General features: G+C 67.8%; 28 protein-coding genes and 2 tRNA genes. 16 read left to right on the forward strand and 14 right to left on the reverse strand.

The genetic code is table 11. From position 1 onward, the window contains the following. Positions 1 to 85: 85 nt before the first annotated feature. Complete coding sequence (locus ACQP06_RS11960; protein ID WP_433672288.1) at positions 86 to 907, reverse strand: hypothetical protein; 822 nt, start codon at positions 905 to 907, stop codon at positions 86 to 88. An 8-nt stretch (positions 908 to 915) separates the two neighbouring features. Between ACQP06_RS11960 and ACQP06_RS11965 the strand changes: the two genes are divergently transcribed. The 6 genes from ACQP06_RS11965 to ACQP06_RS11990 all read left to right on the forward strand — a co-directional run bounded on the left by ACQP06_RS11965 (position 916) and on the right by ACQP06_RS11990 (position 3578). Further along, positions 916 to 1395, forward strand: a complete 480-nt coding sequence (locus tag ACQP06_RS11965) for a dihydrofolate reductase family protein (protein WP_433672289.1) — start codon at positions 916 to 918, stop codon at positions 1393 to 1395. Positions 1396 to 1470: 75 nt separating this feature from the next. Beyond that, positions 1471 to 1986, forward strand: a complete 516-nt coding sequence (locus ACQP06_RS11970; protein WP_433672290.1) for a DUF4442 domain-containing protein — start codon at positions 1471 to 1473, stop codon at positions 1984 to 1986. A 29-nt stretch (positions 1987 to 2015) separates the two neighbouring features. Then, on the forward strand, positions 2016 to 2423 hold the full coding sequence (locus ACQP06_RS11975) for a hypothetical protein (RefSeq protein ID WP_433672291.1): 408 nt from the start codon (positions 2016 to 2018) through the stop codon (positions 2421 to 2423). Continuing rightward, a complete protein-coding gene (locus ACQP06_RS11980) occupies positions 2420 to 2776 on the forward strand; it encodes an immunity 51 family protein (RefSeq protein WP_379276117.1) in 357 nt (118 codons plus the stop codon). Before ACQP06_RS11975 ends, ACQP06_RS11980 begins: the two co-directional genes overlap by 4 nt. Before the next feature lie 34 nt (positions 2777 to 2810). Beyond that, on the forward strand, positions 2811 to 3215 hold the full coding sequence (locus ACQP06_RS11985) for a hypothetical protein (RefSeq protein ID WP_433672292.1): 405 nt from the start codon (positions 2811 to 2813) through the stop codon (positions 3213 to 3215). A gap of 3 nt (positions 3216 to 3218) precedes the next feature. Beyond that, positions 3219 to 3578 carry a VOC family protein gene (locus ACQP06_RS11990; RefSeq protein ID WP_433672293.1) on the forward strand — a complete coding sequence of 120 codons (360 nt, stop codon included), beginning with the start codon at positions 3219 to 3221 and terminating at the stop codon, positions 3576 to 3578. A gap of 27 nt (positions 3579 to 3605) precedes the next feature. Here ACQP06_RS11990 and ACQP06_RS11995 read toward each other — a convergent pair whose 3' ends face one another. Beyond that, positions 3606 to 4289, reverse strand: coding sequence for a GAP family protein (locus ACQP06_RS11995; protein ID WP_433672294.1), 684 nt, complete (start codon positions 4287 to 4289; stop codon positions 3606 to 3608). A 132-nt stretch (positions 4290 to 4421) separates the two neighbouring features. On the opposite strand from ACQP06_RS11995, the gene ACQP06_RS12000 reads away from it, so the two are divergent. The 3 genes from ACQP06_RS12000 (at position 4422) to ACQP06_RS12010 (ending at position 7023) form a co-directional block, all read left to right on the forward strand. Continuing rightward, a complete protein-coding gene (locus ACQP06_RS12000) occupies positions 4422 to 5651 on the forward strand; it encodes an acyl-CoA dehydrogenase family protein (protein WP_433672295.1) in 1230 nt (409 codons plus the stop codon). Positions 5652 to 5942: 291 nt separating this feature from the next. Continuing rightward, positions 5943 to 6368 (forward strand): hypothetical protein, encoded by a 426-nt coding sequence (locus tag ACQP06_RS12005; protein WP_433672296.1) that lies wholly within the window; start codon positions 5943 to 5945, stop codon positions 6366 to 6368. 91 nt (positions 6369 to 6459) lie between these two features. Next, on the forward strand, positions 6460 to 7023 hold the full coding sequence (locus tag ACQP06_RS12010; protein WP_433672297.1) for a PadR family transcriptional regulator: 564 nt from the start codon (positions 6460 to 6462) through the stop codon (positions 7021 to 7023). A gap of 4 nt (positions 7024 to 7027) precedes the next feature. Here the strand turns inward: ACQP06_RS12010 and ACQP06_RS12015 are convergent, their stop codons facing one another. Then, positions 7028 to 8044: a TIGR03617 family F420-dependent LLM class oxidoreductase gene (locus ACQP06_RS12015; protein ID WP_433672298.1), complete on the reverse strand. Its 1017-nt coding sequence runs from the start codon at positions 8042 to 8044 to the stop codon at positions 7028 to 7030. Between the two features lie 105 nt (positions 8045 to 8149). On the opposite strand from ACQP06_RS12015, the gene ACQP06_RS12020 reads away from it, so the two are divergent. Both ACQP06_RS12020 and ACQP06_RS12025 read left to right on the forward strand, forming a co-directional pair. After that, positions 8150 to 8635 carry an FKBP-type peptidyl-prolyl cis-trans isomerase gene (locus ACQP06_RS12020; RefSeq protein WP_357097191.1) on the forward strand — a complete coding sequence of 162 codons (486 nt, stop codon included), beginning with the start codon at positions 8150 to 8152 and terminating at the stop codon, positions 8633 to 8635. A 171-nt stretch (positions 8636 to 8806) separates the two neighbouring features. Then, positions 8807 to 9835 carry an AraC family transcriptional regulator ligand-binding domain-containing protein gene (locus tag ACQP06_RS12025; protein WP_433672299.1) on the forward strand — a complete coding sequence of 343 codons (1029 nt, stop codon included), beginning with the start codon at positions 8807 to 8809 and terminating at the stop codon, positions 9833 to 9835. A 12-nt stretch (positions 9836 to 9847) separates the two neighbouring features. Here ACQP06_RS12025 and ACQP06_RS12030 read toward each other — a convergent pair whose 3' ends face one another. The 6 genes from ACQP06_RS12030 to ACQP06_RS12055 all read right to left on the reverse strand — a co-directional run bounded on the left by ACQP06_RS12030 (position 9848) and on the right by ACQP06_RS12055 (position 16808). After that, positions 9848 to 10564: an AraC family transcriptional regulator ligand-binding domain-containing protein gene (locus ACQP06_RS12030; protein WP_433672300.1), complete on the reverse strand. Its 717-nt coding sequence runs from the start codon at positions 10562 to 10564 to the stop codon at positions 9848 to 9850. Between the two features lie 613 nt (positions 10565 to 11177). Further along, a complete protein-coding gene (locus tag ACQP06_RS12035; protein ID WP_433672301.1) occupies positions 11178 to 11870 on the reverse strand; it encodes an LppP/LprE family lipoprotein in 693 nt (230 codons plus the stop codon). Positions 11871 to 11953: 83 nt separating this feature from the next. Then, positions 11954 to 12172, reverse strand: a complete 219-nt coding sequence (locus ACQP06_RS12040; protein ID WP_433672302.1) for a hypothetical protein — start codon at positions 12170 to 12172, stop codon at positions 11954 to 11956. Between the two features lie 102 nt (positions 12173 to 12274). Continuing rightward, on the reverse strand, positions 12275 to 14977 hold the full coding sequence (locus ACQP06_RS12045) for a LuxR C-terminal-related transcriptional regulator (RefSeq protein ID WP_433672303.1): 2703 nt from the start codon (positions 14975 to 14977) through the stop codon (positions 12275 to 12277). 80 nt (positions 14978 to 15057) lie between these two features. Further along, positions 15058 to 15573: a hypothetical protein gene (locus ACQP06_RS12050; RefSeq protein ID WP_433672304.1), complete on the reverse strand. Its 516-nt coding sequence runs from the start codon at positions 15571 to 15573 to the stop codon at positions 15058 to 15060. Between the two features lie 149 nt (positions 15574 to 15722). Then, positions 15723 to 16808: a fatty acid desaturase family protein gene (locus tag ACQP06_RS12055; protein WP_433672305.1), complete on the reverse strand. Its 1086-nt coding sequence runs from the start codon at positions 16806 to 16808 to the stop codon at positions 15723 to 15725. Between the two features lie 295 nt (positions 16809 to 17103). Between ACQP06_RS12055 and ACQP06_RS12060 the strand changes: the two genes are divergently transcribed. Next, positions 17104 to 18702: a GMC family oxidoreductase gene (locus ACQP06_RS12060; RefSeq protein WP_433672306.1), complete on the forward strand. Its 1599-nt coding sequence runs from the start codon at positions 17104 to 17106 to the stop codon at positions 18700 to 18702. Between the two features lie 4 nt (positions 18703 to 18706). On the opposite strand, the gene ACQP06_RS12065 is transcribed toward ACQP06_RS12060, so the two are convergent. Further along, complete coding sequence (locus ACQP06_RS12065) at positions 18707 to 19798, reverse strand: DUF6236 family protein (protein ID WP_433672307.1); 1092 nt, start codon at positions 19796 to 19798, stop codon at positions 18707 to 18709. Between the two features lie 243 nt (positions 19799 to 20041). Here ACQP06_RS12065 and ACQP06_RS12070 point away from each other — a divergent pair, with 243 nt between their 5' ends. Continuing rightward, complete coding sequence (locus ACQP06_RS12070) at positions 20042 to 20962, forward strand: SGNH/GDSL hydrolase family protein (RefSeq protein ID WP_433672308.1); 921 nt, start codon at positions 20042 to 20044, stop codon at positions 20960 to 20962. A 5-nt stretch (positions 20963 to 20967) separates the two neighbouring features. Here ACQP06_RS12070 and ACQP06_RS12075 read toward each other — a convergent pair. Continuing rightward, positions 20968 to 21038: transfer RNA gene (locus ACQP06_RS12075), tRNA-Gln, on the reverse strand. 8 nt (positions 21039 to 21046) lie between these two features. Then, positions 21047 to 21122 (reverse strand) — tRNA-Arg (locus ACQP06_RS12080). A 400-nt stretch (positions 21123 to 21522) separates the two neighbouring features. Between ACQP06_RS12080 and ACQP06_RS12085 the strand changes: the two genes are divergently transcribed. After that, a complete protein-coding gene (locus ACQP06_RS12085; protein ID WP_433672309.1) occupies positions 21523 to 21885 on the forward strand; it encodes a DUF397 domain-containing protein in 363 nt (120 codons plus the stop codon). Between the two features lie 83 nt (positions 21886 to 21968). Here the strand turns inward: ACQP06_RS12085 and ACQP06_RS12090 are convergent, their stop codons facing one another. Further along, positions 21969 to 22889, reverse strand: a complete 921-nt coding sequence (locus ACQP06_RS12090) for a helix-turn-helix domain-containing protein (RefSeq protein WP_433672310.1) — start codon at positions 22887 to 22889, stop codon at positions 21969 to 21971. Between the two features lie 240 nt (positions 22890 to 23129). Between ACQP06_RS12090 and ACQP06_RS12095 the strand changes: the two genes are divergently transcribed. Beyond that, entirely contained in the window at positions 23130 to 23942 is an 813-nt protein-coding gene (locus tag ACQP06_RS12095; RefSeq protein WP_433672311.1) for a PIG-L family deacetylase, read from the forward strand. Between the two features lie 190 nt (positions 23943 to 24132). After that, positions 24133 to 24624 carry a hypothetical protein gene (locus ACQP06_RS12100; RefSeq protein WP_433672312.1) on the forward strand — a complete coding sequence of 164 codons (492 nt, stop codon included), beginning with the start codon at positions 24133 to 24135 and terminating at the stop codon, positions 24622 to 24624. On the opposite strand, the gene ACQP06_RS12105 is transcribed toward ACQP06_RS12100, so the two are convergent. After that, on the reverse strand, positions 24621 to 25178 hold the full coding sequence (locus tag ACQP06_RS12105; protein ID WP_433672313.1) for a hypothetical protein: 558 nt from the start codon (positions 25176 to 25178) through the stop codon (positions 24621 to 24623). The genes ACQP06_RS12100 and ACQP06_RS12105 overlap by 4 nt on opposite strands. Positions 25179 to 25275 lie beyond the last annotated feature (97 nt).

Below are 25275 nucleotides of genomic sequence, written 5' to 3' on the forward strand. Positions count from 1 at the left end.
CTCTGCTTGCCAGTGCACGCACATGCTAGCGAGCGGTCGTAAGGCTGACCGACGGTGCGGCGGATCATTACCCGCCTGTGCCCGTTCAGGGTTCGTCTGCGAGATGGAGGCTGTCCACGGTGTCGGCCAGCCGCTGGTAGTCGGTACGGCGCTCGTCAAGAATGAAATCGTTCGGACGCTCGCGTGCCAGGCGTGCGTAGCGGTGCTGGAAGTCGGCCATCGCGTCGTAGAGGGTTCCCTCGATCTCGGCATGGATTCTCAGAACGGCGCGACCTATCTGCCTGGTCAAGATGAGTTCGTCGATCGGTGTCTCGTCGACGGGTACGGGATTCGGTTTGCTGAGGCGCACCAGCACCGGTTCGACCGATTGCAGTAGACACCAGTCGAAGCGGGCACGGTAGGGACGTCTGCGCCCGGACTCCGGGTCGACCGCCTCGAAGTCGACTAGGTTCCCGATCGAGCCGAGGTCGATGTCTTCATCGAACGGACCCAGGCCGGAGCCCAGAAACTCCTCTGTCGTGCACGACCAAGGGATCAAATCCTCAATCGAATTCAACTGCGGCGCAGGCACTCCCGGCTTGCGGAGCATTCGATGGAAGAGATGACGAGGCCCCATCGCCCTGAACTCGAACTGCATGCCGGGCCAGAACGGCAAATCCCACCGCGCCGAGCGAATCTCCCGCTCGCCGTAACGTTCGATGTATTCCGAATCCGGCGCGCCCCAAGCAGTTACATATTCGTCGATCGTCGTGAAGTTGTTCGTGGCGTCACCAAACCACCACCGCGCCTGCGCGACCGCAGTGTCGGCGCTGGTCGCGCCGATTCGATGAAGCAGTCCTGCGGCCTGCGTCGGGGCGCTCTTGCACATCGGGTGAAGCAGCGACAATTGGAAGTCATGCAGTGTCATCACAGGTCATGATGAGCATTGATGACGATGAGCAGGAGGAGTACTTCGTGAGCCGGCTCTGGGAGGCTGGTGCTTTCCTGATGGGCCGCAAGTCCTACGAGATCATGGCCGGGTTCTGGCCGACCTCTGATCACCCGTCGGCCAAGGCGATGAACGAAATTCCCAAGGTCGTGTTCTCCCGCACCCTGAAATCCGCTGATGACTGGCCCGAGACACGCATCGCGTCCGGTGACACCGCCGAGGAGATCGCCGAGCTCAAGGCCGAGCCCGGCAAGGACTTGGTGGCCGTCGGTGGCACGGAGTTCATGCATTCCCTGATCAAGCTCGGCGTGGTGGACGAATACCGCCTGTGGGTGCTGCCCGCCGCCGCGGGCAAGGGTGCGCCGCTGTTCCCGGAGATGGATGAGCCCGTGAAGCTGCGTCTGGTGAAGAGCACGGCCTTCTCGTCCGGAATCCTCGAACTGGTCTACGCACCGGCCGACAAATAGTGACCGACCGGCCAGGGCGGCGCGTACGGCCTCCGCCTGGCGTGCGCTGTACTGGCCGGTAGGTAGGGTGGCGAAATGCGTTTCAAACCAGGGGGATTCGAGGGGCGGACCATTCCGGCAGCCGTCCTGACACCACGCAGGCTCCACACGGTCATGAACCTCGCCCCGTCCCTCCTGTTCCTCGGAGTGCGAGTGGACCGATTCGCCGACGACTGGACGTCCACCGACGTGAGCCTGAAGGTGCGCCGCTGGAACTCCAACCACAATGGCGCCGCACCGGGTTGGTCCCTGTTCGCGATGACCGACCCGTTCTTCGGCATGATGGCCAACGGCCAACTCGGCCAGGGCTATCGGATCTGGAACACCACCGCCGACATCGAGTTCATCGCTCCCGGCCGCGGCACCGTCCGCACCACCATGCTGATGCCCCGCGAACTGATGGACGACATCCGCCGCAAAACCGCCGACGGCTCGAAATCCATCACCGAGCACGAAACCCGGATCGTAGATTCCAACGGCGCCCTGGTCGCTCGCGCACACCAGACGCTCTATGTCCGGAAGAAGCTGGAGACTTCCGTAACCCGCGCCTGATCCTTCGAGCACAACGTCAGGAAACACCGATGCACTCTCAGCCGGATTCGTTGCTCGCCCGTTTGTGCGGTCTGGAGTTGGCGTCGGTGGTGTTCGTCCGTGACTACGTCCAACTCGACTTCGACGGTCCACGACTGACGTGCTGGGTCTGGCCGAAGATCGGTTCGGGCGAAACTGTTCTGCACATCGGCGACACCGGATATCGAGACTCGCTGTGCGCGTTCATCGATCAGACCGTGGTGTCGACCGAGGACGCCGCCGGGGACGGCCTCGTACTGCGGTTCGAGAAGGGCACGCTGTCCCTCGATGCGACAGCCGACAAACTCGAAGGCCCCGAGATCGCAATGCTGAGCGGGTTCGCTGACGAAAGTTGGGACGTGTGGCGACCTGGTGACGGCAACTCGGTGTCGGAGGGTTCCGATAGGTTCCAGCCGTGACCGATCGTGAAACCTATGCCCCGCTGGTGTTCTTCGAGTACGACCACAAGCCCGGGCACTTCTGCCTGATGCTGTCCGACAATCACATGCTCTCCACCGAGGAAGTGTTCGCTGAGCTCGGTTACGACGGTGGCGGTTACGGCTGGGCCGGGGTCGCGCGGTCGGCGGTGGCGATGCGGGCGCCCGAGCTGGCGGACCGGATCGACTACGACCCCGAGGCGGGAATGTTCGTCGCCTACGGGGAAGACGCCGAGGCGCTCCGGCAGCTCGGGGCGCTGTTGCAGGAGGCGCATCGGGACTCGACGATCCTGTCCGGGTTCATCGCGGGCGGCGACCCCGACTGGTTCGACTGACCGGTGACGGCGAGCCGTCCGTACGATCGCTGGTGTGACCGACGACAGAGCAGTCAGCACTGTGGACCTTGGCATCGCGATTCAGAACCTGCACGACGATCTCGCGGCCTGGTTGGGTAGCGAGGCGGAGCTCGAGGTGTTCGAACGCTTCGCCGGCGCGCAGGATCCGGGGTTCACCATGGTGAGTACCGACGGGTCGGTGGTTGCGGGTGAGGCGCTGCTCGCCGGGCTGCGTACGGCTCGGAATGCGGTGCCCGGTCTGCGGATCGAGATCGGCGAGGTAGTCGAGTTGAACCGGGTGGGCGGGATGGTCGTGGTCCGCTTCCTCGAGATCCACCACAGCCCGACCGGTAGCGCCGCTCGCCGGGTGACCGCGGTCCTGACTGCCGAACCGGACGGCTACCGGTGGCATTCCGTGCACGAGACCGCGATCGGCTGAGGCATGGACGTGAACTCGCTGTTCTTCGGCCTGGCGGTGACCGATTTCGCGGCAGCCGAGGACTGGTACACCCGCCTGTTCGGTCGCGCCGCCGATGTCCTGGTGACGCCGGGGACCGAGGCGATGTGGCAGCTGGGCGACACCGTGTTCGTCTACATCGTGGTCGACCCCGACCACGCCGGCCGCGCGCTGGTGAACATCGCCGTTCCCGACCTGGAGACCGCCGTCGCCGAAATCGGCTCACGCGGTGTCGATCCCGGACCGTTCATCCTCGTCGGGCCGGACGGCGCGGCCGGTCGCAAAGCCCCGTTCGTCGATCCGGACGGCAACTCGATCTTCGTCATCGAGATCGCGGGAGCATGACGGGCGGGATCCGCACGAAGTGGACCTCTACAACGACGAGTAGTGCCGAATGGCGTCCACGATGAGCGCGGCTCCGAAGAGCGCGAAGAGGATTCGAATCGACAGGGGTCCGAATCGGGTCAGCGCGCGGACGAAACCGCGGTAGAACCGCTGTACGCGGGCTGAGCGGCGGGTGGCGGCGAACAGCACCAGTAGCGGTGGCAAGAGGGCGATGAGGCAGTAGGCGGCCACGATCAGGGGCCACAGGGTGGGGCGTGGCTCTCGGATCGTGAGCATCGCCAGGGCCGCCAGGTAGGGGACCGCGGTCGGCGCTTGCGCGAGACCGATCGCGGCTCCGATCAAGCCCAGGAGTAGCGGTCGTCGTCTGGCCTCGATGGCCCAGGGCGGGATTTCGTTGGTCGCCTGACTGGGTAGTCGAACCGCGCCGAGGATCAGTAGCAGTACCCCGATGACGAGCTCGGCCCAATAGCGAATGGTCGGCGTGATGTCGAAGTGGATGAGATCTGTCAGGAAGCCGAGCCCCAAAACGGTGCAGATCCCGAATGCTGTTGTGACGGCGAAGAGTCCTGCGATGAAGCTCAAGGCCCCGGGAACCGGCGAGCGGCGACCCAGCCGGCTGTCGACGACCACCGCGGCGGTGATCCCGATGTTCAGGACGTGCAGGGAATCGAGGAAGGCGAATCCCGCGAGCGCCAGTAGGAAGATCAGCATGTCCCAACCGACCATACAGACCGGCCACCCCACCCGGATCGCCCCGATGAGCTCACCTGCGGCGTTCAATCGAAGTAGAACGTGTTCTATATTCGGGGGTAACCGTTCCGCGAGCCCTCGGGAGTTCACTACATGTACCAGTGGTCCGACGAAGACCTGATGTTCCGCGACGCACTGCGTGGGTTCATCGACAAGGAGATCAAGCCGAACGTCGAGCAGCTGGAGAGTGGGGCGCTGCCGCCTTTCGACATCATCCGGAAGCTGTACGCCACCTTCGGGCTGGACGAGCTGGCGAAGGAAGGTCTGGAGAAGGCGTTCGCGAAGGAGGAAGGCGCCAGCGCGGGCGGCTCGGGGAAGTCCGGCGGCGGGTTCAGCGGGTCGGGCAGCATGGGGGTGATCCTCAACAGCGAGCTGGCGGGCATCAGCCTGGGCCTGGTGGCCTCGATGGGCGTGAGCCTGGGGCTGACCGTGGGCACCATTCGCAGCCGCGGCACGCTCGCGCAGAAGAAGCGGTGGCTGCCGGAGCTGGTCACCTTCGAGAAGGTCGGCGCGTGGGCCATCACCGAGCCGGACTCCGGGTCGGACGCGTTCGGCGGCATGAAGTCGTACGTGCGGCGTGACGGCGAGGACTACATCCTCAACGGTCAGAAGACCTTCATCACCAATGGTCCGTACGCCGACGTCACCGTCGTCTACGCCAAGCTGGACGAGGGCGACGGCGTCGACAAGCGGGACCGCAAGGTGCTGACCTTCGTGCTCGACAAGGGCATGGAGGGCTTCACCCAGAGCAAGCCGTTCAAGAAGATGGGCATGAACTCCTCGCCGACCGGTGAGATGTTCTTCAACAATGTCCGCATCACCCCGGACCGGCTGCTCGGTGAGACCGAGACCCCGGCCAAGGGCGACGGCAAGGACAGCGCCAAGGAGTCGTTCGCGGCCGAGCGGATCGGCATCGCGTCGCTGGCGCTGGGCATCATCAACGAATGCCACCGGCTCAGCATCGATTACGCGAAGTCGCGCAAGCTGTGGGGCAAGGAGATCGCGCAGTTCCAGCTCATCCAGCTCAAGCTGGCCGAGATGGAGATCGCGCGAATCAATGTGCAGAACATGGTGTTCAACGCCATCGAGCGCACCGCGGCGGGGGAGAAGGTGTCCCTGGCCGAGGCGTCGGCGATGAAGCTGTACTCCTCGCGCGCGGCCACCGAGGTCGCCATGGAGGCGGTGCAGCTGTTCGGCGGCAACGGCTACATGGCCGAGTACAAGGTCGAGCAGCTCGCCCGTGACGCCAAGTCGCTGATGATCTACGCCGGCTCCAACGAGATCCAGGTGACCCACATCGCCAAGGGCCTGCTCGGCGGCTAGTCCGTCGCCGGTCGGCACGCCCGCGGGCGCACCCCATCAATGTCTCGATGAGGTTGGCGCTGCCCGCGGGCGTGCACAGCGACACCGCCGCCGCGCGCGCAGCCGCCGTAACACGGTGTGGCGGTGGGGGATTCGAGCGGCCTCGCGCGGTCCTCGGGAGGCCGGCAGATGCGGGGTGCGGGTCGGCCGTCGATCGTGGGATGCGCGGAAAGTGTGTCGCCACCAGCAGTGAAGCACTATCGTTTCTCATCGCTCACGAAGTTGTGGGCGAATAGTGAGGAGCACACTTTCATGAAGAATTCCCACCGTGCCGGCATCGGCGCGACGGCCATCGGCGCAGCGGCCGCCGTCGCCGCGCTGACCGCCCCCAACGCCAGCGCGTTGGTCAACTCGATCACCGTCAGCGACGCCAAGGTCTGCCTCAACAAGGCCACCACCGTGACCGTCGCCGTCACCCCGACCTCGTTCCTGTTCGATGTCTCCCTCAGCGACAACGACGCCTCGGTCGGCAATGCCAAGGTCTCCAACAGCCAGGCCGTCTTCTCCTGGACCCCGACCACCGTCGGCTCGCACACCCTCAAGGCGACCCAGGAAGTCATCAGCACCAAGACCATCACCGTGGACGTCGTGGACTGCACCCCGACCCCCGTCCCCGGCACCGGCTCGTCCGCGAGCAACCCGCTCGCCGGCCTGCTCAGCAGCCTCTCGGCCAAGTAGCGCCGTGAACCCGGGGGTGCGGCGCGCGCCCGCGCCCCCGGGCCCGCCTCGGCCGCGCACAGTCAATTAATTGATCAGTTAGCCTGACCTGATGGCGCTACGAAACGCGGTGCTGGCCGCCCTGCTGGACGGTGAGGCCTCCGGCTACGACCTGGCCAAGGGTTTCGACGCCCCGGTGGCGAACTTCTGGGTCGCCACCCCGCAGCAGCTGTACAAGGAACTCGAGCGGATGGCCGCCGACGGGCTCATCGAGACCCGCGTCGTCGAACAGGAACGCCGCCCCACCAAACGTTTGCACGCCATCACCCCCGCCGGGCGGGCCGCGTTGCGCGAATTCATCTCCGAGCCCGCCAAACCCACCGCCATCCGTGACGAGATGATGGTGAAGGTCCAGGCCATGGAACCCGAGGACGCCCCCGCCGTGCGGTCCGCCGTCGCCGCCAAACTGGAATGGTCGCGGGCGCGCCTGGCCCGCTACGAACGGCTGCGCACCCGGATGCTGGACGGGCGCAGCGAACAGGCCTACCTGGCCGAAGTCGACCGGGTCGGGCCGTATCTGACGCTGTTGCGCGGAATCTCCCTGGAGCAGGAGAACATTCGGTGGGCCGAGTTCGCGCTGTCGGTCATCGAACGGCGGATCGCGGCCCACACCTAGGGGTTCAGCGCGAGCGCAGGTCCTCGATCGCGAGCCGCAGCCGATCGTCCGCGCCGTCATCGGCGGGCGCGGACAGTACGACGCCCTCGACCAGGCCGTCATACCGCTCGTGCAGCAGGTCCGGCAGCGCGGCATAGTCGCCGCAGATGAGCAGGGCGTCGAGTACGTCTTCCGACATCACCGTGTGCAGCCGGTCCCACTGGTTCGCCTGCGTCATTTCCCGCAGCTGGTCGAACAATTCGGGCAGGCCCAGGCGAACCAGCGTCGACTTGTAGGACGGCGTCGAATACAGGAAGGCCAGCAGGCGGCGCATCCGCTCCCGTTCCTTGCCCACCGACTCCGCGTTCGCACCCGTCGCGACCGGCGCGGCGGCGATGATCCCGGGTGTCGGCCGGGACGCTGCGGCAGCGCCCTTCTCCAACGCGGGCCGCACCACGTCGCGGAGATAGTCCGGATCGGAGTTGGTCGAATGGGTGATCACGCCGTCCGCGAGTCGCCCTGCCAGCGCGCACATTCCGGGATTGACCGCGCCCAGCAGCACCGGCGGGGCGACCGCCGTGCCCGGTCCGGGATTGAAGTACGGCTGCATCCGGGTGAGCCGGTAATGCTCGCCCTCATATCGGACCGGCCCGCCGGAGGTGAAGGCCGCGAACAACTCCCGCACCGCCTCCAGGTATTCGCCCATCCGGGCAACGGGTTCGGACCACGGCATTCCGTAGCGGCCCTCGATGTTCTGTTTGATCTGGGTGCCCAGGCCCAGTTCGAAGCGGCCGCCGGAGAACGCCGCCAGATCCCACGCGCCGTAGGCCACCACCGTGGGGGAGCGGACGAAGGCGAGGGTGATCGCGGTGCGCAGGGTGATGCGGCTGGTGTGTTCGGCGGCCAGCAGCGCCACCGCGAAGGAGTCGTGGATCGTCTCCGGAATATGGATGCCGTCGAAGCCGAGGGCCTCCATCCGGCGCGCCACCGCGCGCACCTGCGATAGGGGCAGGCGCGGATCCAGGGCTGCGAAAACTCTCATCGGCCGTCTTCCTCGGGTGTCGCGTGTTGTCGACGCCGACGGTAGCGAACCGGAGGGTCCGGGTTACATTTGCGCGGTCCGCATTCCTCTGCGAAAGGGTCACCCATGTCGATCGCCGCTGACAAGGTCGTCTCCATCGAATACACCTTGACGGCCGACGACGGCGAGGTGCTGGACACCTCCGTCGGCGACGAGCCGCTCATCTACCTGCACGGCGCGGACAACATCGTGCCGGGCCTGGAGCAGGCGCTCGAGGGCAAGAGCACCGGGGACGAGCTGACCGTCGTGGTCGAGCCCGAGGACGGCTACGGCGACTACCTGGCCGAACTGGTCAGCAGCGTGCCGCGGGACATGTTCGAGGGCGTCGACGAGCTCGAGCCGGGCATGGAGTTCCATGCCGAGGCCCCGGACGGCGAATCCCAGATCGTGGTCGTCCAGCAGGTCGACGGCGACGAGGTCATCATCGACGCCAACCACCCGCTGGCCGGTCAGCGGCTCAACTTCGCGGTCAAGGTGGTCGACGTGCGTGACGCCACCGCCGACGAGCTCGCCCACGGTCACCCGCACGGCGACGACGACCACCACCACTGATCCTCCGCCGGGTCGGTTCGTCACGAACCGACCCGGTGAATCCTCTGAATTCCGGTGCGGCCGACAGGGTTCGTTTTTCGGCCAATCGGCCGATGTCGCCCCCGGATCCCGCGGTCTGTGACTACGTTTTCGACAGCAACGAGTGGTCCTGTGCGCGCGGCCGGAGGAATCTTGGAGACCACATATCGCCTGTCCCTGCACAGGTTCGCCATTACCGAGCTGACGGCGAACGGGTTGGATACCGACTGGTTGCTTCGAGAGGCTGGTATTCCGCACTGGTCCATGCGCGACGGGGACATCCAGGTCCCCAGCTCGGCCTACGCGCGCCTGTGGGAGGTGGCCGCGCGCGCCCTCGACGATCCGCTCGTCCCCGCCCGGCTGGGCTGCCGGTTCGCCCTCGGCGCGGGCGGGCTCTGCGACTACCTGTTCTCCACCTCGGCCACCATCGGGGAGGGCCTGGCCACCGTCGGGCCGTTCATCAGCGATATCACCACCAACCGCCGGCTGTCCCGCACCGAGGAGGACAACGGTGACATCACTTTCGGCTTCGAGATCATCGAGGGCGACGACACCGCCCGCGACCTGACCCACCTGTGGGCGGTCGCCTCCCTGCCCGGACGTGCCCGCCGGGTCGCGGCGGGGCCGTTCGACGCGGTCCGGGTCCGACTACGGCAGCGGGCCCCGCGCAACTACGCCGATCTGCACGACTTGGTCGGCACTCGGGCCATCGAGTTCGGGGCGTCGGACGACTCCATCACCTTCCGCGCCGCCGATATGGACATACCGCTCACCACCGCGGACCCGGTGCTGCGCGCCATCCTCGAGAAGGCCGCCGCCACCGTCCCCCCGCCGCCACCGCTGGCCAGCGCCTGGGTCGATCAGGTCTCCGAGGCGCTCGCCGAAGCCCTCGTCGCGGGCGACGCCTCGCTCGCCACCGTCGCACGACGACTCATGGTGAGCCGCCGCACTCTACAGCGCCGGCTGACCGAGGCGGGCACCACCTGGCGGCAGGAACTCGACCGCGCACGGCTGGAACGACTGCGCCGCGCCGACACCGTCGGGCAGCAACTGGGCCGGGCCAGACAGGCCGAGATCCTGGGATATTCGGGCCCACAGGCGATTCGGCGGGCCGCCCGCCGATGGGAGTCCATCGCCGAACGCCGCGTCTCGGACGGACCCGTGCTGGCGGGACGCTCCTGACGCGCACCGCGATCAGCGCCACCCGTAGCCGTCGTCGAAGCGCGTGCGGGTCGGGTGGCGGGGCGCTCGGCCGTCGTCGCGGACCGCGTAGAGGCCCGCGAAGCGTGGATTCGCCTGCGGCATGGGCATATCCAGCAGCAGCGGGTCCAGGACCAGCATCGTGCGGGGCGCCTCGAACCGGAGGTCGCGGACGCCGAGTACCACCGCGATGCCCTCGTAGACCGGGTCGGCGGCCACGGTGGTCTCGGCCCGCTTGATGGGCTGCCGCATCTGCACCGCGTCGCGCTGCATGCTGACCAGGGCGCCGATATCGTGCTCGAGGGCGAATCGCCGGATTTCGACGGGCAGCATGGAATCGTCACGCACCAGCTCGATCTCGTCGCCGCGCGATTCGATGGTGTGGCGGGCCAGCGAGCAGGACCGCTCGGCGAACCGGATGGCCACCTCGAACGCCTGCCGGACCGTGGGCTGACTCATGACCGCGCGTTCGACCGCGCCGATCTGCGGGGGATGGCAGGTGAGCCCCGCCATCAGGCCGAAGCCCGCCTCGTCGCCGACGCCGTGCACGATATTGCGCATGACCGCCACATGCTGGGTGAAGGTGATCTCGGTGCCGGGGTGGGCGAGCTGCACGTCGCGGATGCCGGTGTGCCGCAGGATCGATGCGATCGACAGGCCGCGGCCCAGCGCGAAATCCACCAGTAGCGCGGTACTGGAGATCGGGCGCATTCGATACCGACGCTGGGCCGGCCTGTGATTGATCACCGGTGTTGCCTCTGGTCCTCGGGATTGCCACCGCCGCCCGGCTGACGCATCGGCGGAACGGTTGGAGGTCTCCGGGTACACCCGCGGCGCGGCCGGTGCGCCCGGATCCCGCTTCCAGCTTCGTGAATCGCGGGCAACACGGCCAGCCCCGATTGCGCCAAGGCTCCGCTGATTGCGCCATCCTGTGCCGACGGGCCTGGTACGAATGTCCGAAATTGGCACCCGCGGGCCGGAAACCGATCTTCATCGGGGCTGGTTCCGGGAGTGATGCGGGTGCGGCGGTGGGGCAGCGGTGCGGTGCACCGGGGTGTCGCCGGGGCGCGCGAAGTTGTCCCGATACCAACGTCTCGTGACCGAAAGCGCACTGGCGAAACGACTTCAGCAACTTTATAGTTACTTCATCGCGCAGTGATCGATGAACCCCCGCCGGACAGCCGAGGCGACCGCAGGTAGGTATCGAAACCTGTTGCGGCACCCCCACGTTCATCTCCCGCACGGTCCGACCGGCCGCTTACGGAGCCCTGCAACCGGAGGGTCTGTACCTGCGGACGTCGCGCGCTGATCGGCGCGCCCGGGCTCACTTGGGTGCGATGGCCTGTGCGGGGAAGTCGCGGTCGGGCGTGACGCTGTGCCCGTCGGATCCGAGGGTCAGCGTCACCACGGACGGGCCGCCCGACGGGCAGCAGTTCGCGTCGTTCCCCGTCAGCCAGCGGTACTGCACCTGCACCGTGCGATCGGAGGATCCGACCACGCTCGTGTAGGAGGTGGACCGTTTGGTCGCCGTGCCCAGGTAGCCGTCGTGGTTGAACAGCATCACATGCCAGGGCGAACTGGCGGTGCCGTGCGGAGTCCCGGCCCGGACCCACAGCAGTGCCGGGCAGGAGCCGACGGCCGCGTCGGTGCCGCTCTCGGCATAGAACCCGTCCCCGCCCACGCCGCCGCCGAGGGTGGCGAGCGCCTGCGTGACCACCGGCGACGTCAGGCTGACGCACCGGCCATTGGCCGCGGTGGCGGGCGCGGTGTCCGCCGGCGGCCGCGAATTCCCCTGGGACTGAGTCGGATTCCCTTGGGGCTGGGTCGGATTCCCCTGAGACTGCGGCGGATTCTCCGGCGACTGCGCGGGCGCCGTGGCCGGCGCGGATCCCGCCGCGCTGACGGTGGTGGCGGGCGCCTGCGACCCACCGCTGGGCGTCGTCACCTGGTCCTGGCAGCCGGCCACCGCCAGGCTCATGGCGGCGGCCGCCGCGACGATTCCGATGATTCGTTTCACGAGTGGTCCTTTCAGATGAGAACCCCGGGCCGCGGGGCCCGGGGTTCCTCGATCGATCGCCTGGTCCGCGACCGCGATATCGCTCAGAAGCAGTACGGGAACTTGCACTTGCCGGGCTCGTTCGGCCCGAAGATGGCCGCGATCAAACCGTTGATCACCACGTCCGCACCCGCGGACCCCGTGCTGATCGCCACGTCCTGCACACCCGCGACCGCTTCGGGCTGTGCGGCCTGCGCCGTCGCGGTCGCGGGCGCGCCGATCAGCATGCCTGCCGCGAGAACCACCAGAGACTTTCGAATCATGTTCCTACCCTTTCGCCAACCTGACGTCGACAGTAGGAATCGGGGTACGTGGGGTCCATCGGACGAATGCCCTATTTCTTGCCGATAGGGGACCCGTGCCGGTCACAAGGACGTGTGCCGGGCCAACTCGACGCGTTTGCTGACGCCGAGCTTCGGAAAAGCCCGGTACAGGTGGTGGCTCACGGTTTTCGGGCTGATGAACAGCTTGGCCGCGATCTCCTTGTTCGTCGCGCCGGCCGCGGCGAGCCGGACCACCTGCAGCTCCTGCGGCGTCAACGCGGCAGTCTCCGCCGCCGGGGGAGTCTCCGGCCGTTGCGCCAGATCACCCGCGGCGCGTAATTCGTTGCGGGCATGCGCCGCCCACGGAATCGCGCCGAGCCGATCGAAGGTCTCGACCGCGGCGCGGAGCTGCGTCCGGGCCTCGCCGATGCTGCGTTCGCGGCGCAGCCACTCGCCGTAGAGCAGCGCCGTACGGGCGTGGTCGTACCAGAGTCCCTCGGCGGCCAGCAGTTTCAGCGCCCGCGCGTAGGCGTCGCCGTCGGAGTGCAGCATGGCCTGACAGCGCACCGAGATCGCCTCGGCGAAAGGCGAACCCAGTGCCGCCGACCACCGATCGATCTCCTCCACCGCATGCGTCGCCCGTTCGGGCCGGCGTGCGCGCACCGCGGCCTCCACCAGATCGCGCAGCAGGTGCAGCCAGTGGCCGCGGATACGGTTCGGAATACGGTGCAGGGTGTCGAGGCGGTCCAACGCCGGTTCGTAGCGCCCGTGTCCGAGATCGACCAGGGCTCGGGCCCATTCGTGGTTGACGTGGTTGATGAAATTGTCCTGCCCGTGCGGTTGGCGCGGGTGATCGAGCAGTTCCAGGCAGCGCAGCTCATCGCCGCGAATCCCGGCGATGAGCGCGAGATAGCCTTCGCCGAAGCCGATCTCGCCCAGCTGACCGATGTCCCGGGACACCCGGACGGCGTGCGCCAGCTTCTCCTCGGCCTCCCACAGCCGGCCCAGCATCAGATCCGCCGCACCGGCGTAGATGGCTCCCGTCGAGAACCGCCCGACCTGGCCATGACACTGGGCGGCGCCCGAGAACCGCTGCGCCAGCGTATGGGCGTCCTCGAGATCGCCGATCAGCATGGCCTGCCCGGTCGCGGCCAGCATCAGCGCCGGATCGTCGGAACGATGGCTCTCGGCGATGGTGGCCCGGATCCGCGTGACGCCCTCGGCGAGCTCGCCGGAATGCAGATTCAGTGCTCCGTCGAGCGCGCGGAGGAACGACGACCGCTGTTCGGGCGGTAAGCGCAACTCTGCCAGGCGGGTGCGCGCGTGGTAGGCGGTCGCGGGATCACCCAGCACCCAGGACGAGCGGGCCGCCTCCATGAACAGTGGTCCGGCGCGCTCGGGTTCGACGGCGGCCACCTCCTCGGCCGCCGCGAACAGCGAATCCTGCGACCCGCGCAGGTCGCCCTGTTCATACGCGATCAGCGCCTTCGCCCAGCCCAGCCGCGCCCGCTCGTCCGGAGCCAGCGGCAGCTGCCCGGCCGACCGGCCCAGTTCGCCGGCACGCTGATAGGCGCCCGCGGCGGCGGCCCACTCGATCGCCAGAAGTATTCGGCGGTTACGGTTTTCGAGATCCGTGGTCAGGGCGGCGGCCCGCTCCACGGCCGCCGAGGCTGCCGAGTAACCGGCTCGATCCACAGCGCGAAGCGCCGCCGATTCCAGCAGTGCCGCGACCCCCTCGTCCGGGCCGACGGTCCCGGCCGCCAGATGCCAGGCGCGGCGATCGGGATCATCGTCGGACGCGGCGGCCAGTGCGGCGTGCACGGGCTGGCGCTCGGCGAACGACGCACCGTGGTAGACCGCCGCCCGCACCAGCGGGTGGCGGAACCGAATCGCCTGCGCGGTAACGTCGATCAGGCTCGAGGCCTCAGCCTCGGCGATGCCCGCCGGATCGACGCCGAGGGCGTCGAGCACGTGCAGCACCAGTCGCAGATCACCGGCCGTCTCCGCCGCGGCCGCCAGCAAGGCGGTGCGCGACGCGGGCGAGAGTTCCGCGATCTGCTGCCGATAGCCGCTGGACAGCCGATGCGGCAACGGCAGCGGCCCGACCGGCAGCGCGTCCAGATTCATCCGCGGAAACTCCAGCAGCGCAAGCGGATTCCCCGCTGCCTCCCGCAGAATCCGTTCCTGCATGTCGCGCCGCAGCCCCGGCCAGTTGTCGGCGAGCAGCCGCGCCGAGGCCGCGGTATCCAGCGGGGGCAGATGCAGGTCGGGCGCGCGCGGCAGGACCGCCTCGACGCGGCTCGCGAACAGGATCACGATGCCCTCGGCGCCGAGCCGGCGCGCCGCGAACCGAAGTGCTTGCGCCGAAGCGGAATCCAGCCACTGGACATCGTCGACCGTACACAGCACCGGGCCGCCCTCGGCGAGTTCGGCCAGCAGCGACAGGGTCGCCAGACCGACCAGGAAGCGGTCGATCGGCTCGGTGGCGACCCGCAGCCCGATCACCGCCCGCAGGGCATCGGCCTGCGGGCGGGGCAGGACGTCCAGCGGGAGAGCGTCGGCATGACCGCCGGCCGCCATCAGCAACTCCTGCAGTCCCGAGAACGGCAGCTCCGAATCGCCCTCCACGCCCGCGCAGCGCAGGACCCGCCAGTTGCCGCCGGTGAGCTCCACCGCGCGGTCCAATAGCGCTGTCTTCCCGCCACCCGCGTCGGCCACGATCTCCACCGCGCCGCTGTGGCCGTCCGCAGCCCCGTTCAGCAGAGTGCTGATCCGCTGTTCCTCGTGTGCACGGCCATACAGCATGTCCCCCAATCTATATGGCTCTGCTATCGCCTCGGCGTCGGTGGCACGCAGGGCACGGTGTTCGCCGCTGTCGGCCGCATCTATTGCCGCGCCAGGGCGGCGGTGAGCCGGCCGCGGGGTGGGAGATAGCCGCCGCGCGGAGCGTTCGCCGAGCTGAAACGAACCCCGCGGGGCTGAGCGGGGGCGGGCGCGAACGGCGAGAGAATCGTTGCCCAGCCATCGAATTGGTCGCGATCGGGCGGGGTCGCGTAGGCGGCCGACGGCGGCGCCAGCGGCCCGAGCAGGGGATTGGCCGCTATCAAACGTGATTCGACCGCGGCCGCGAAAGCCAGTTGCAGCACTGCCCTTTCGGCTCCTGCGGCCAGATCGGCCGCATCGGTGGCCGGGTCGAGCCAGTAGGCGGCCCGCAACCGGTCCGGGGTCAGCTCGGCGGCCGCCAGGCCGCCGAACCGCCGCGTCAACGCGTCCACCTGGGTTCGCATGTCCCGCAGCCGCGCCGCGCCGAGCATCGCGACGATATCGCCGCGGGTCAGCCAGAACATCAGCACCGACTCGACCGTGACCACCGGATCGGGGATCTGATCGAGCGCTGCCATCGGTTACTCCTGATCATCGCGGTTGTCCGGACGCCGTCGTCCGGACTGTGCTACGACCGGGCAAACCGATCGTCCCGGGATTCTCGCAACCGGAACCGCGTTCCATGACCGAATTCAGACAATTGACCAGTTCTGTCGGTGGCGAGTGCCTAACGCACCTGACGGCCGACGTCGTTCAAGTGGCCCAGAGCCTGCGCGTAGGAGGTGAGGAACGAGGTTTCGGCGTAGGGGATGGACAGTTCGGCGCAGAAGTCTCGCACCATCGACTGGGCGTCACGCAACGCGGAGCGGGGCATGGACGGGAACAGATGGTGCTCGATCTGGTAGTTGAGGCCGCCGAGCACGACATCGACCAGCGCGCCACCGCGGACATTGCGGGAAGTGAGGACCTGGCGGCGCAGGAAATCGGTGCTGTCGCCCTCGGGGAGGACCGGCATGCCCTTGTGGTTGGGGGCGAAGGTGCAGCCCATGTAGAAGCCGAACAGGCCCTGATGGACGGCGATGAAGACCAGCGCCTTGACCGGCGACAGCACCAGGAACACCGCTGACAGGTAGAGGACGGCGTGCGCGGCCAGGAACGCGCCCTCGCGGACCTTGTTCCGGATCGGCCAGGTCAGGATCGCGCGCACGCTCGAGAAGTGCAGGCTGCCCGCCTCCAGCAGCAGCATCGGGAAGAACAGCCACGCCTGATAGCGGAAGATGAAGCGCCGCCAGCCTTTTCCGGTGACCGCCCGGCCCGCGGAGTGGGCCAGAATGCCGCCGACATCCGGATCCTCACCCTCGGTATTGGGGTGCGCGTGATGGCGATTGTGGTTGCTCGTCCACCAGCCGATGCTCACCCCGGTCGCCAGATTGCCGACGAACAGGCCGAACCAATGATTGGCCCGCCGGGTCCGGAAGACCTGCCGGTGCCCGGCGTCGTGCCCGAGGAACGCGACCTGCGCGAACGCCACCGCCAGGAACACCGCCGTCCCCAGCTGCCACCAGGAGTCGCCGATCGCCGCGAACGCCGCCCAGCCCAGCGCGAAAACACCAACGGTGAGACCGGTCTTCCACCCGTAGTACCGCAGTCGCCGTTCCAGCAGGCCCGCCTGCCGTACCCGCCGCATCAGGGCCGCGTAGTCGCTGCCGCGCGCTGGGTAGTCGCCGTCGCGGGCGGGCGTGGGTGCGGGCGTCACCGGGGCGAGGGTCTGTTCCCGCTCCGCCGGGCGGCGTCGTTCCGTGAGGATTACCAAGGGTTCTGCACATCCTGCTGTCGTGGTGCGTGGCGGGCCCGCGTACCCGGCACCAGGGTGCCGCGCCGCGGCCACCATCAGATGAACGAACGCGCGAGGCGGCGACACAACTGCATGACGGTTTCGCGACCGCCAGGTGGTCTTCGGCGCCGGAGCCGATCCGGATGTGACAGTACTGTCGCCGTGATCCGGGCTCCGAAACGGGTTCCTGTGCGGCCGCTTTCGAGTATTTTCGCAACACATTCTAGTTTCGCGGCCCGTACGGGACGAGACTTGTGTGGCGGAAGGGCTGATCATGGCTGCTACGGACTACATCGTCATCGGCTCCGGCAGCGCCGGGGCCATCATCGCGCGCCGGCTCGCCGACACCGGCGCCACCGTCACCCTGTTCGAGGCGGGCCGCTCCGACCGCTCCCGGCTCATGCGCAAACCCGGCATGATCGGCCCGATGCACAGCGTGCCCCAGCTCAAGAAGCTCATCGACTGGGGGCACTACACCGTCGAACAGAAGCACGCGCTGGGCCGCAGGATCCCGCAGACCCACGGCAAGGTGGTCGGCGGGTCCAGCTCCGTCAACGGCATGGTGTTCGTCCGCGGCAACCGCCGCAACTTCGACGACTGGGCCGCCGAGGGCAACACCGGCTGGTCCTACGAGGACGTGCTGCCCAGCTTCCGCACATTCGAGTCCTTCGAGGACGGCGCCAACCAGTTCCGCGGCGACTCCGGACCGATCAAGGTGATCCGGGCCCGCGACCTGACCCCCGCCTCCGAATCGTTCATGCAGGCCTTCACCGAGACCACCGACCTGCCGCTCAACCCCGACTACAACGGGGCGGAACAGGAAGGCGTCTCGATCCTGCAGCAGAGCAACAGCGACGGCCTGCGCTCCAGCACCTCGGTCGGCTACCTCGACGACCGGCCGAAAACCCTGACCGTGCTGGCGAATACGCAGGTCCTGCGCATCGTGATCGACAACGGCCGGGCCGTCGGCGTGGAATACCGCACCGGCAACGGCACCGAGATCCTGCACGCCGAGCGCGAGATCATCGTCAGCGCAGGCGCTTTCGGCTCACCCCACCTGCTCATGCTCTCCGGCGTCGGTCCCGCCGACCACCTGCGCGCCTTCGGCATCGACGTCGCCGCCGACCTCCCCGTCGGCGACAACCTGCACGACCACCTGTTCGTCCCCATGTCCTTCGCCATGCCCACCGCCCTGCGCCGCTCCTCCCCGGCCTACTTCGCCCGCGCCTTCGTCCGGGAATCGTTGCGCAACAACACCACCTGGCTGGCCCGCAGCGTCTTCGAAGCCGTCGCCTTCCTGCGCACCCCCTACACCACCGGCATCCCCGACCTGCAACTCCACGTCCTGCCCTGGAGCTACCCCGGCCCCAACCAGGACGCCCCCACCCGCCACATCCCCGACCCCCGCCAATCCCTCACGATCATGGTCACCATGATCTACCCCCGCAGCCGCGGCACCCTCCGCCTCACCTCGGCCGACCCCACCGCCGCCCCCGCCATCGACCCCAACTACCTCGCCGACCAGAACGACCTCGACACCCTCGCCTACGGCATGGACCTCACCCGAGAAGTCATGTCCGCCAAATCCATCACCCCCGCCGTCGACACCGAAATCTCCCCCGGCCCCACCTACCCCACCCGCGCCGACCTCGCCGCCGAGATCCCCAACCGCGCCACCACCGTCTACCACCCCGTAGGCACCTGCCGCATGGGCACAGACCCCCGCGCCGTAGTCGACCCCACCCTCCGCGTCCGCGGCATCGACAACCTCCGAGTAGCCGACGCCTCGATCATGCCCAGCATCGTCGGCGGCAACACCAACGCCGCCACCATGATGATCGGCGAACACGCCGCCTCGATCATCCTGCGCTGAGCGGCTATCGACCGCGCCGCCGCATCCGGTCGATCAGCGACCGGCCCGACAGCTCCTTGTCGACCGCCAGCAGATACGAGACGGGCGACTCACGGTGCGCGGTGCGCCGGGCCTTTCGCCGGTCCGCCACGTAGGACCCGACCGCGAGCGCGGCCCCGCCGACAACGGTGGCCGGAGTCCCGGTAGCGAGACCGACCCCGAGTAGCCCGCCCGCCGTGGTCTTACCGACATCGACCTTGATCCCGAGCAGCCCGATGCCGGATTCGACGCCCAGCGCGCGCAGCGCGCGACGGAGCTCGTCCAGTTGCGGCTTGGTCTTGCCGTTGTAGACGCTCTGCAGGTGCTTCTCCGCGGCCACCGGATCCTTCAGGGCGGCAATGGTTCCCAGTTCGTCGGACAACGACGCGACATGAGCGCGGAAAGCCGACAGCTCGCCGCCGTAGCGTTCCCGGAAGGAGATCAGGGTGCTCAGTGGAACCGCCTCGAGATGGTCGGGCCGGATGGACGCCTCGACCGCGAGATGGATGTACGCGCCCTCGACGTCACCGATCGCGGGCACCTCCGCGTCCTCGTCGAGCAGCAGTTCGTACAGGCGGTCCAGAGTGCCGACGGCGCTGTGGGCGTCCACATCATCGGTGGCCGGGGCCAGCGCGCGATGCCGCGACACTACGTCGGCCAGAGCGGTCAGATAGATCCGCGCGAGCGCGGGATGCAACCCGACATAGACGGCCTCGTCCTCGTCGACGACAACGGCCAGATCCGCCGCCTCGAACGAACTGAGCAGCGGCGCAGCCATCTTCGGCCCGGTCTGCCCCGCGTGCACCCACCGCAGGCCCGGGTAGTCGGCGCGCGGCCCCGATATCGCCCGCGTGCCGGAGGCCTCCTCGACCGCCTGCTGCCAGGAGAACCGCTTGCGCAGATCGTCACCACCCAGGTCCACGATCTCCCGGAACACGTCCGCGATGGCCACGAGCTCGCGCGGCGAAGGCTCTACTCCGAAGAGGAAGTCCGTCTCCGCCCGCAACTGCGTCACCAGGTCGGAATCCACGTCCATCGTGAGCCGCGGCTGAATCCGTCCGACCGAGTCCCAGGTCAAGATGGCGAGCTTCAGCCAGTTTTCGTTCCGGAAGCGCATCCACGGGTAGTACAGGGCTCCTCTTCCCTGGCCAACCACAAACGCTGGTCGCATCCCTCCGGTTGGCAGCGGGTCGTCGACCGGATCGACGAACTGCGAATCGAAACGTCTGGATTTCGGATTATTCGTGATCGAACCTCGGGGCTCCCGTCGCGCGGTTACAGTGGGCGTTTCGATTCGGATCGGTGAAGAGGTACACGGGTAGTGAAGAGTTCGGCTCGGTTGCGGCTGGTCGCGGCATCCACGGTCTGCGGGACCGCCGCGGTGCTCGCCACGATGGCGCCCCCGGCCACGGCGGAGACGCCCGACGGCAAGTCGCTCGTGACGATCGGCGATTCCTTCTCCGCCAACGGCCAGATCCTCGACCTGCTGAACGCGGGCGGCGACCCGGACTGCAAACACGTCCCCACCTCGTGGCCGACCCAGCTGGCCCAGCGCCTCGGCCTGTCCCCGGACGACGTCGAGGACACCTCTTGTCAGGGCGGCACCATCGACACCTCCGGCTGGACCCTGGTCCACCAGGTCAAACGCGCCGCCTCCGACAATGCCTTCGGCCCCCGCACCCGAGCCGTCACGATCCAGCTCGGCATGAACGACGCCTGGGGAACCGACAACCCCGTCGCCCTGTCCCGCGCCTACTCCTGCCTGATCGATCTGAGCAACGGCTGCGACGTCGGAGCCGCCGCCGAGGGCCGCGCCCCCGACCCGGCCACCATCACCGGCCAGGCCTACGCCGACCGCGTCCGCAAGGCCGTCGAGTACATCCGCTACTACGCCCCGAACGCCCAGATCATCTTCGTCGGCTACCCGGAGATCCACACCCCCGGTCAAACCTCGGCCTGCGCCGGGATCCTCGGCATCGACGCCGTCCAGCCCCGAGCCGGAGCCATCACCGAGTTCCTCGACCACATGGACACCGCCCAACGCGAAGCCGCCGCGATCCTGAAGGTCACCTTCCTCGACTCCCGAGCCGTCACCGCGGGCCACGGCGCCTGCACCCCCGACGCCTGGGTAGCCGGCGCCTTCGACCCCCGCACCGAACTCCTCGGTTTCCCCTGGCACCCCACCGCCCACGGCGACACGATCCTCGCGGCCGCCGTGCAGCAGAAAATCGCGCAGGGCTGATCGAGCTGAAGCGCCAGGATTCGAACCTGGATCGGCGGAGTCAGGGTCCGTCATGCTGCCGTTACACCACGCTTCATCGAGAGTTGGTGTGCCCGGGAGGATTCGAACCTCCGGCCGCCTGATTCGTAATCAGGTGCTCTTTCCGCTGAGCTACGGACACGTGGCCCCGCGCGGATGTCGGCGTTGACATCTGCTCTGCGCTGAGGTGCGCGGGGTGTGGAAAGAGGGGTTTACTCGGAGTGGCCTGAATGGGTGGAAGAACTCAGGCGTTGCTGCGGATCCGGCGGAGAGCGGATACGCGGGGTGCGCGCCGGAGCTGGGCGCGGCGGGTGGTCCAGCTCTGCTGGTGAATCAGTGGCTGTCGTGCCATTCCGGTGCCCTCCTCTACGGTCGCGTCGTGATTGTTGAGATGACGGTAGCAGCGCGAATCCTGGTGGTAAACCGAATTATTGACGCTGACGTGCCTCGGGTCGGCGCAGCGAGCCTGACCAGCGGCGGACAAGGTTGGGGGTGCGTGGAGGCATCAGAATCTGTCGGTGGGTCGCCGTAAGGTTGCGTGTATGAGCATTTCGATGCGCCGGGCCGGAGGTCCGGATGAATTCAGTTGCGTGGCAGGTGGTTCGGATAGCACTGTGTTCGGCGTCAGCGATTCGCGTGCAGGGTCATGGGGAGTGGCCCTCCGGGGGGAAGGAATGAATGTCATGAACCGCAATGTGGTTCACGGGGAACGTCGGGGTCCGAGGTTCGCCAAGAGCAGTTTCAGTTACGGTGGCGGCGATTGCGTCGAGGTCGCATTCCACGAAGATCAGATCGCGGTGCGTGATTCCAAGGATCGGCACAGCCCGACTTTGTGGTTCACGAAATCCGAATGGCGCGCGTTCACCTCGGGTGTGCGCGCCGGAGAATTCGATTTCGGCGAGTGACGTGTTGGTGGTGTCGCAGCGAATTCGCTGCGACACCACCACCCCCACGTGCGGCCGACCCCTCGACGGCCGCTGGAAAATGGTCATTGGGTTGCGATGCGGTGGATTTCATCGCGAATCGCCGCGAGAAATTCGCGGGCATCGTTGTCGAACAAGGCCATTCGAGCCAGCGCGTCCCAGCGGCGGCGATGGGCGTCGACGAGTTCGGGTCCGCGAGTGACCATGCTGCCCGGGATCGGCTCCGCGGAAGCGACCGCATGGTCCTCGTTCTCGTAGATGACGAACCCGTGCGGAATCGTGGTGCTCGCCTCGATATCCTGCGGAATCACCCCGATGGTGACCGTATCGAGGGTCTCGATCGAGATGATCCGGTCCAGCTGGGCCAGCAGCACCCGATGCGGTCCCGGCCGAAAACGCAGGGCCGCTTCGGTGATCAGGAATTCGAACCGCTTCGCGGGGTCGTACAACACCTGCTGCCGATCCAGGCGCGCGGCCAGCGCGGCCGCCGCCGCCTCGGGCGCGTAGGGCGGGTCGAAGGTGTCGAACACTCGGCGCGCGTAGTCCGCGGTCTGCAGCAGGCCCGGCACCAGCGCGGGCTGGAAGTTCCGCACCACCTGCGCGTCCCGCTCGAAGGCCTGCACGTCGTCCTGCAGATGCGGACGGTTCGCGAGCGCGCCCGCCCACTCCTCCACCTCGGGCGTGTGCGCCGCCTCGGTGAGCGAACGCAGCGACTGCCGAGAATCCTCCTCCGCCCCAACCGCTTCGGCCCAGCCGAGCACCTGCGGTAGCGGAGGAACCACGGTCCCCGCCTCGATCCGCGACAACGTCGACTGACTGATCCCGACCCGCTTCGCCAGCTCCCGCCCGGAGATCCCGGCCAGGTCCCGCAACCGACGCAGCTCCGCGCCCAACTGCTGGCGCGGATGCGACTGGCGCACAACCGAATTCGCGGCTGTCGCCGCGCCCTCGGTCGCGCCCCGTGTCGGCTGATTCTGTCGGTCCATGATGATTCAGATCGAATCATCTCGATTCGGACAGGTCAAGACTCATCCTGAATCATGACCGGAATCACATGCCGGCCAGTCTGATTCCATGGGCCGGCTCCGAGTCGAGATGCCCGGGCCGGACCGCTGTCGTGCCGGCGGCAGGATGAACGATTCCGTGCCGGTCGGAATCCGGGGACAGGCCGTGGTGTTCATTCGAGGATGAGCACGGAAGCGCCGTGCGGATACAGACGAGGACTCATGACCGAGCAGCTGACGATCATGGCCGTGCACGCCCATCCCGACGATGAGGTCATCGGGACGGGTGGGGTGCTCGCGCACTATGCCGCCGAGGGGATCCGGACGGTGCTGGTGACCTGCACCAATGGGGAGCAGGGGGATGCGCCCGGGGGAATCAAGCCGGGCGAGGCGGGGCACGATCCGGATGCTGTTCGGGTGCAGCGGCTTTCGGAGCTTCGAGAGTCGGCGGCGCTGCTGGGGATCGAGCATGTCGAGTTGTTGGGGTATCGGGACTCCGGGATGGTCGGGTGGGATGGGAACCAGCATCCGGAGGCGTTCTGGAATACGCCGGTCGATCAGGCGGCGGCGCGACTGGCGGACCTGATGCGGCAGTACCGGCCACAGGTGGTGGTGACGTACGACGAGAACGGGAATTACGGGCATCCCGATCACATTCAGGCCAATCGGATCACCGTGACGGCGGTAGCTTCGACCGGGATCCCGGACAAGCTGTACTACACCGCGATTCCGCGGGAGCCCTCGCTCGAGCGGTTCAAGGTCATGCGGGCGCAGGGGATGATCGATTTCGATCCGCCGGCGGACTTCGGCACGCCCATCGATGAGATCACTACGATCGTGGATGTCGCGCCGTATGTCTCACGGAAGATCAAAGCGCTCGAAGCACATGCCAGCCAGGCCGACAGCGTGCCGTTGCTGCGATTGCCCGCGGAGATGCAGCAGTCGTTCTTCGGGACCGAGAGTTTCGTGCGCCGTACCTCCAAGCTCACGGTGGAGGCCGGCCAGGAAACCGATCTCTTCGCGGGACTGCGCTGACCCGGCGGGTGGTGCGCCGCTGATCGAAAGTATCGAACTGGCCGGGCGGGCTTCCTCACCTCGCCATCCGCCCAGCTATCGTTGATTTATCACGAATGGGAGAATGCAGACGTGAGTGACGTGATAAAGACGATCAAAGATCAGCACGGGGCGCCGGCGGGTGTCGTGGCACCCGTCGGAGGATAGTTCGATGTCGGACCAGGAAGTGCCGGGGCGGGGATCCCTGCCGGGGCCCGGCGCGAACCGGTTCGATGCCGTGGAACGGCTGCGCGCGAAGCTGGAAGCCATGCGGGCAGGCGAGGCTGCCACGCCCGAAAAGGACGATTCGAATCTGACCCGCCTGCCGCGTCGCCCGCGGCGCACCACCGATCCGGCCCCCGGCCCGCCGTCCATGCCCTGGAATCCGGCGGGCGGCTCCGCCTACGATCCCGCGCCTACCCGGCCGGTGACGCGCGCGGAACTGCAGGGTGAGACGGGCTGGCTGCCGATCGATCCGGGCCGCGCCCAGCACCCCGCGCCCGCCCCCGAGGCGGGCCGTGGCGACGGCAGTGTCATCGACTTCAACGCGGCGCGCCGGCGCCGAGCCGGTGAGGATGCCCCGGCCACCGGCATGCGGCCCATCGCCAAACCACGCCGCATCGGATCCGGCGACGCGCCCGAAACCAAGGGCGATCGCGGCTAGAGCCGCTTGAATACCCAGCGGGCACGCGGTTCGTCGCTGACGTGACCGAGCAGCGCGATCGGCACCGCCGACGCGGTCTCGCCGTAAAGGGTCAGACTGGGGTCGGACGCCAGGCTGACGCGATGATTGCCCGCGGTCTCGCTCACGTACCACAGGCCCGTGTCGGCGACCCCGCACACGGCCTGCCCCACGGAGTAGGTGACCGGATCGAGCTTGACCGGTTGCAGACACAACCGGGTCGAGGAATTGAGCAGCTGGTACAGCGGACCCGCGGGTTTGTAGGTGATCAGCACCGTCTCCCAGCGATTCACGTCCGCGCCGTCGTCGACGATCGCCTTCGCGCCGGTGGGGGCCGTCACCGCCGGGCGCAGCGTGTAGGCCGGTTGCGCCTCCAGGAAGATGCGATACCGGCCCGGGCGTAGTGGCTCGGCGGAGGCGGGGGTGGCCATGACTGCGGCGAGAATCAGGTGAATCACGATCACGAGAACGGCGCGGGCGGACATGACGCTGCTCATCCTTTCGGGGAGGTGCGCGGACGGATTCACGCTGCGCACGGGTGAATTCGAAACGCCGGCGGCCCGGACATGATCACGGGCCGCCACGCTTCCTATTCGAGGCCGAAACCCGTCCGGCGTGCCCGATTTGCCCCGT

This window comes from Nocardia sp. CA-136227 (genome assembly GCF_050955695.1).
GTDB lineage: Bacteria > Actinomycetota > Actinomycetes > Mycobacteriales > Mycobacteriaceae > Nocardia.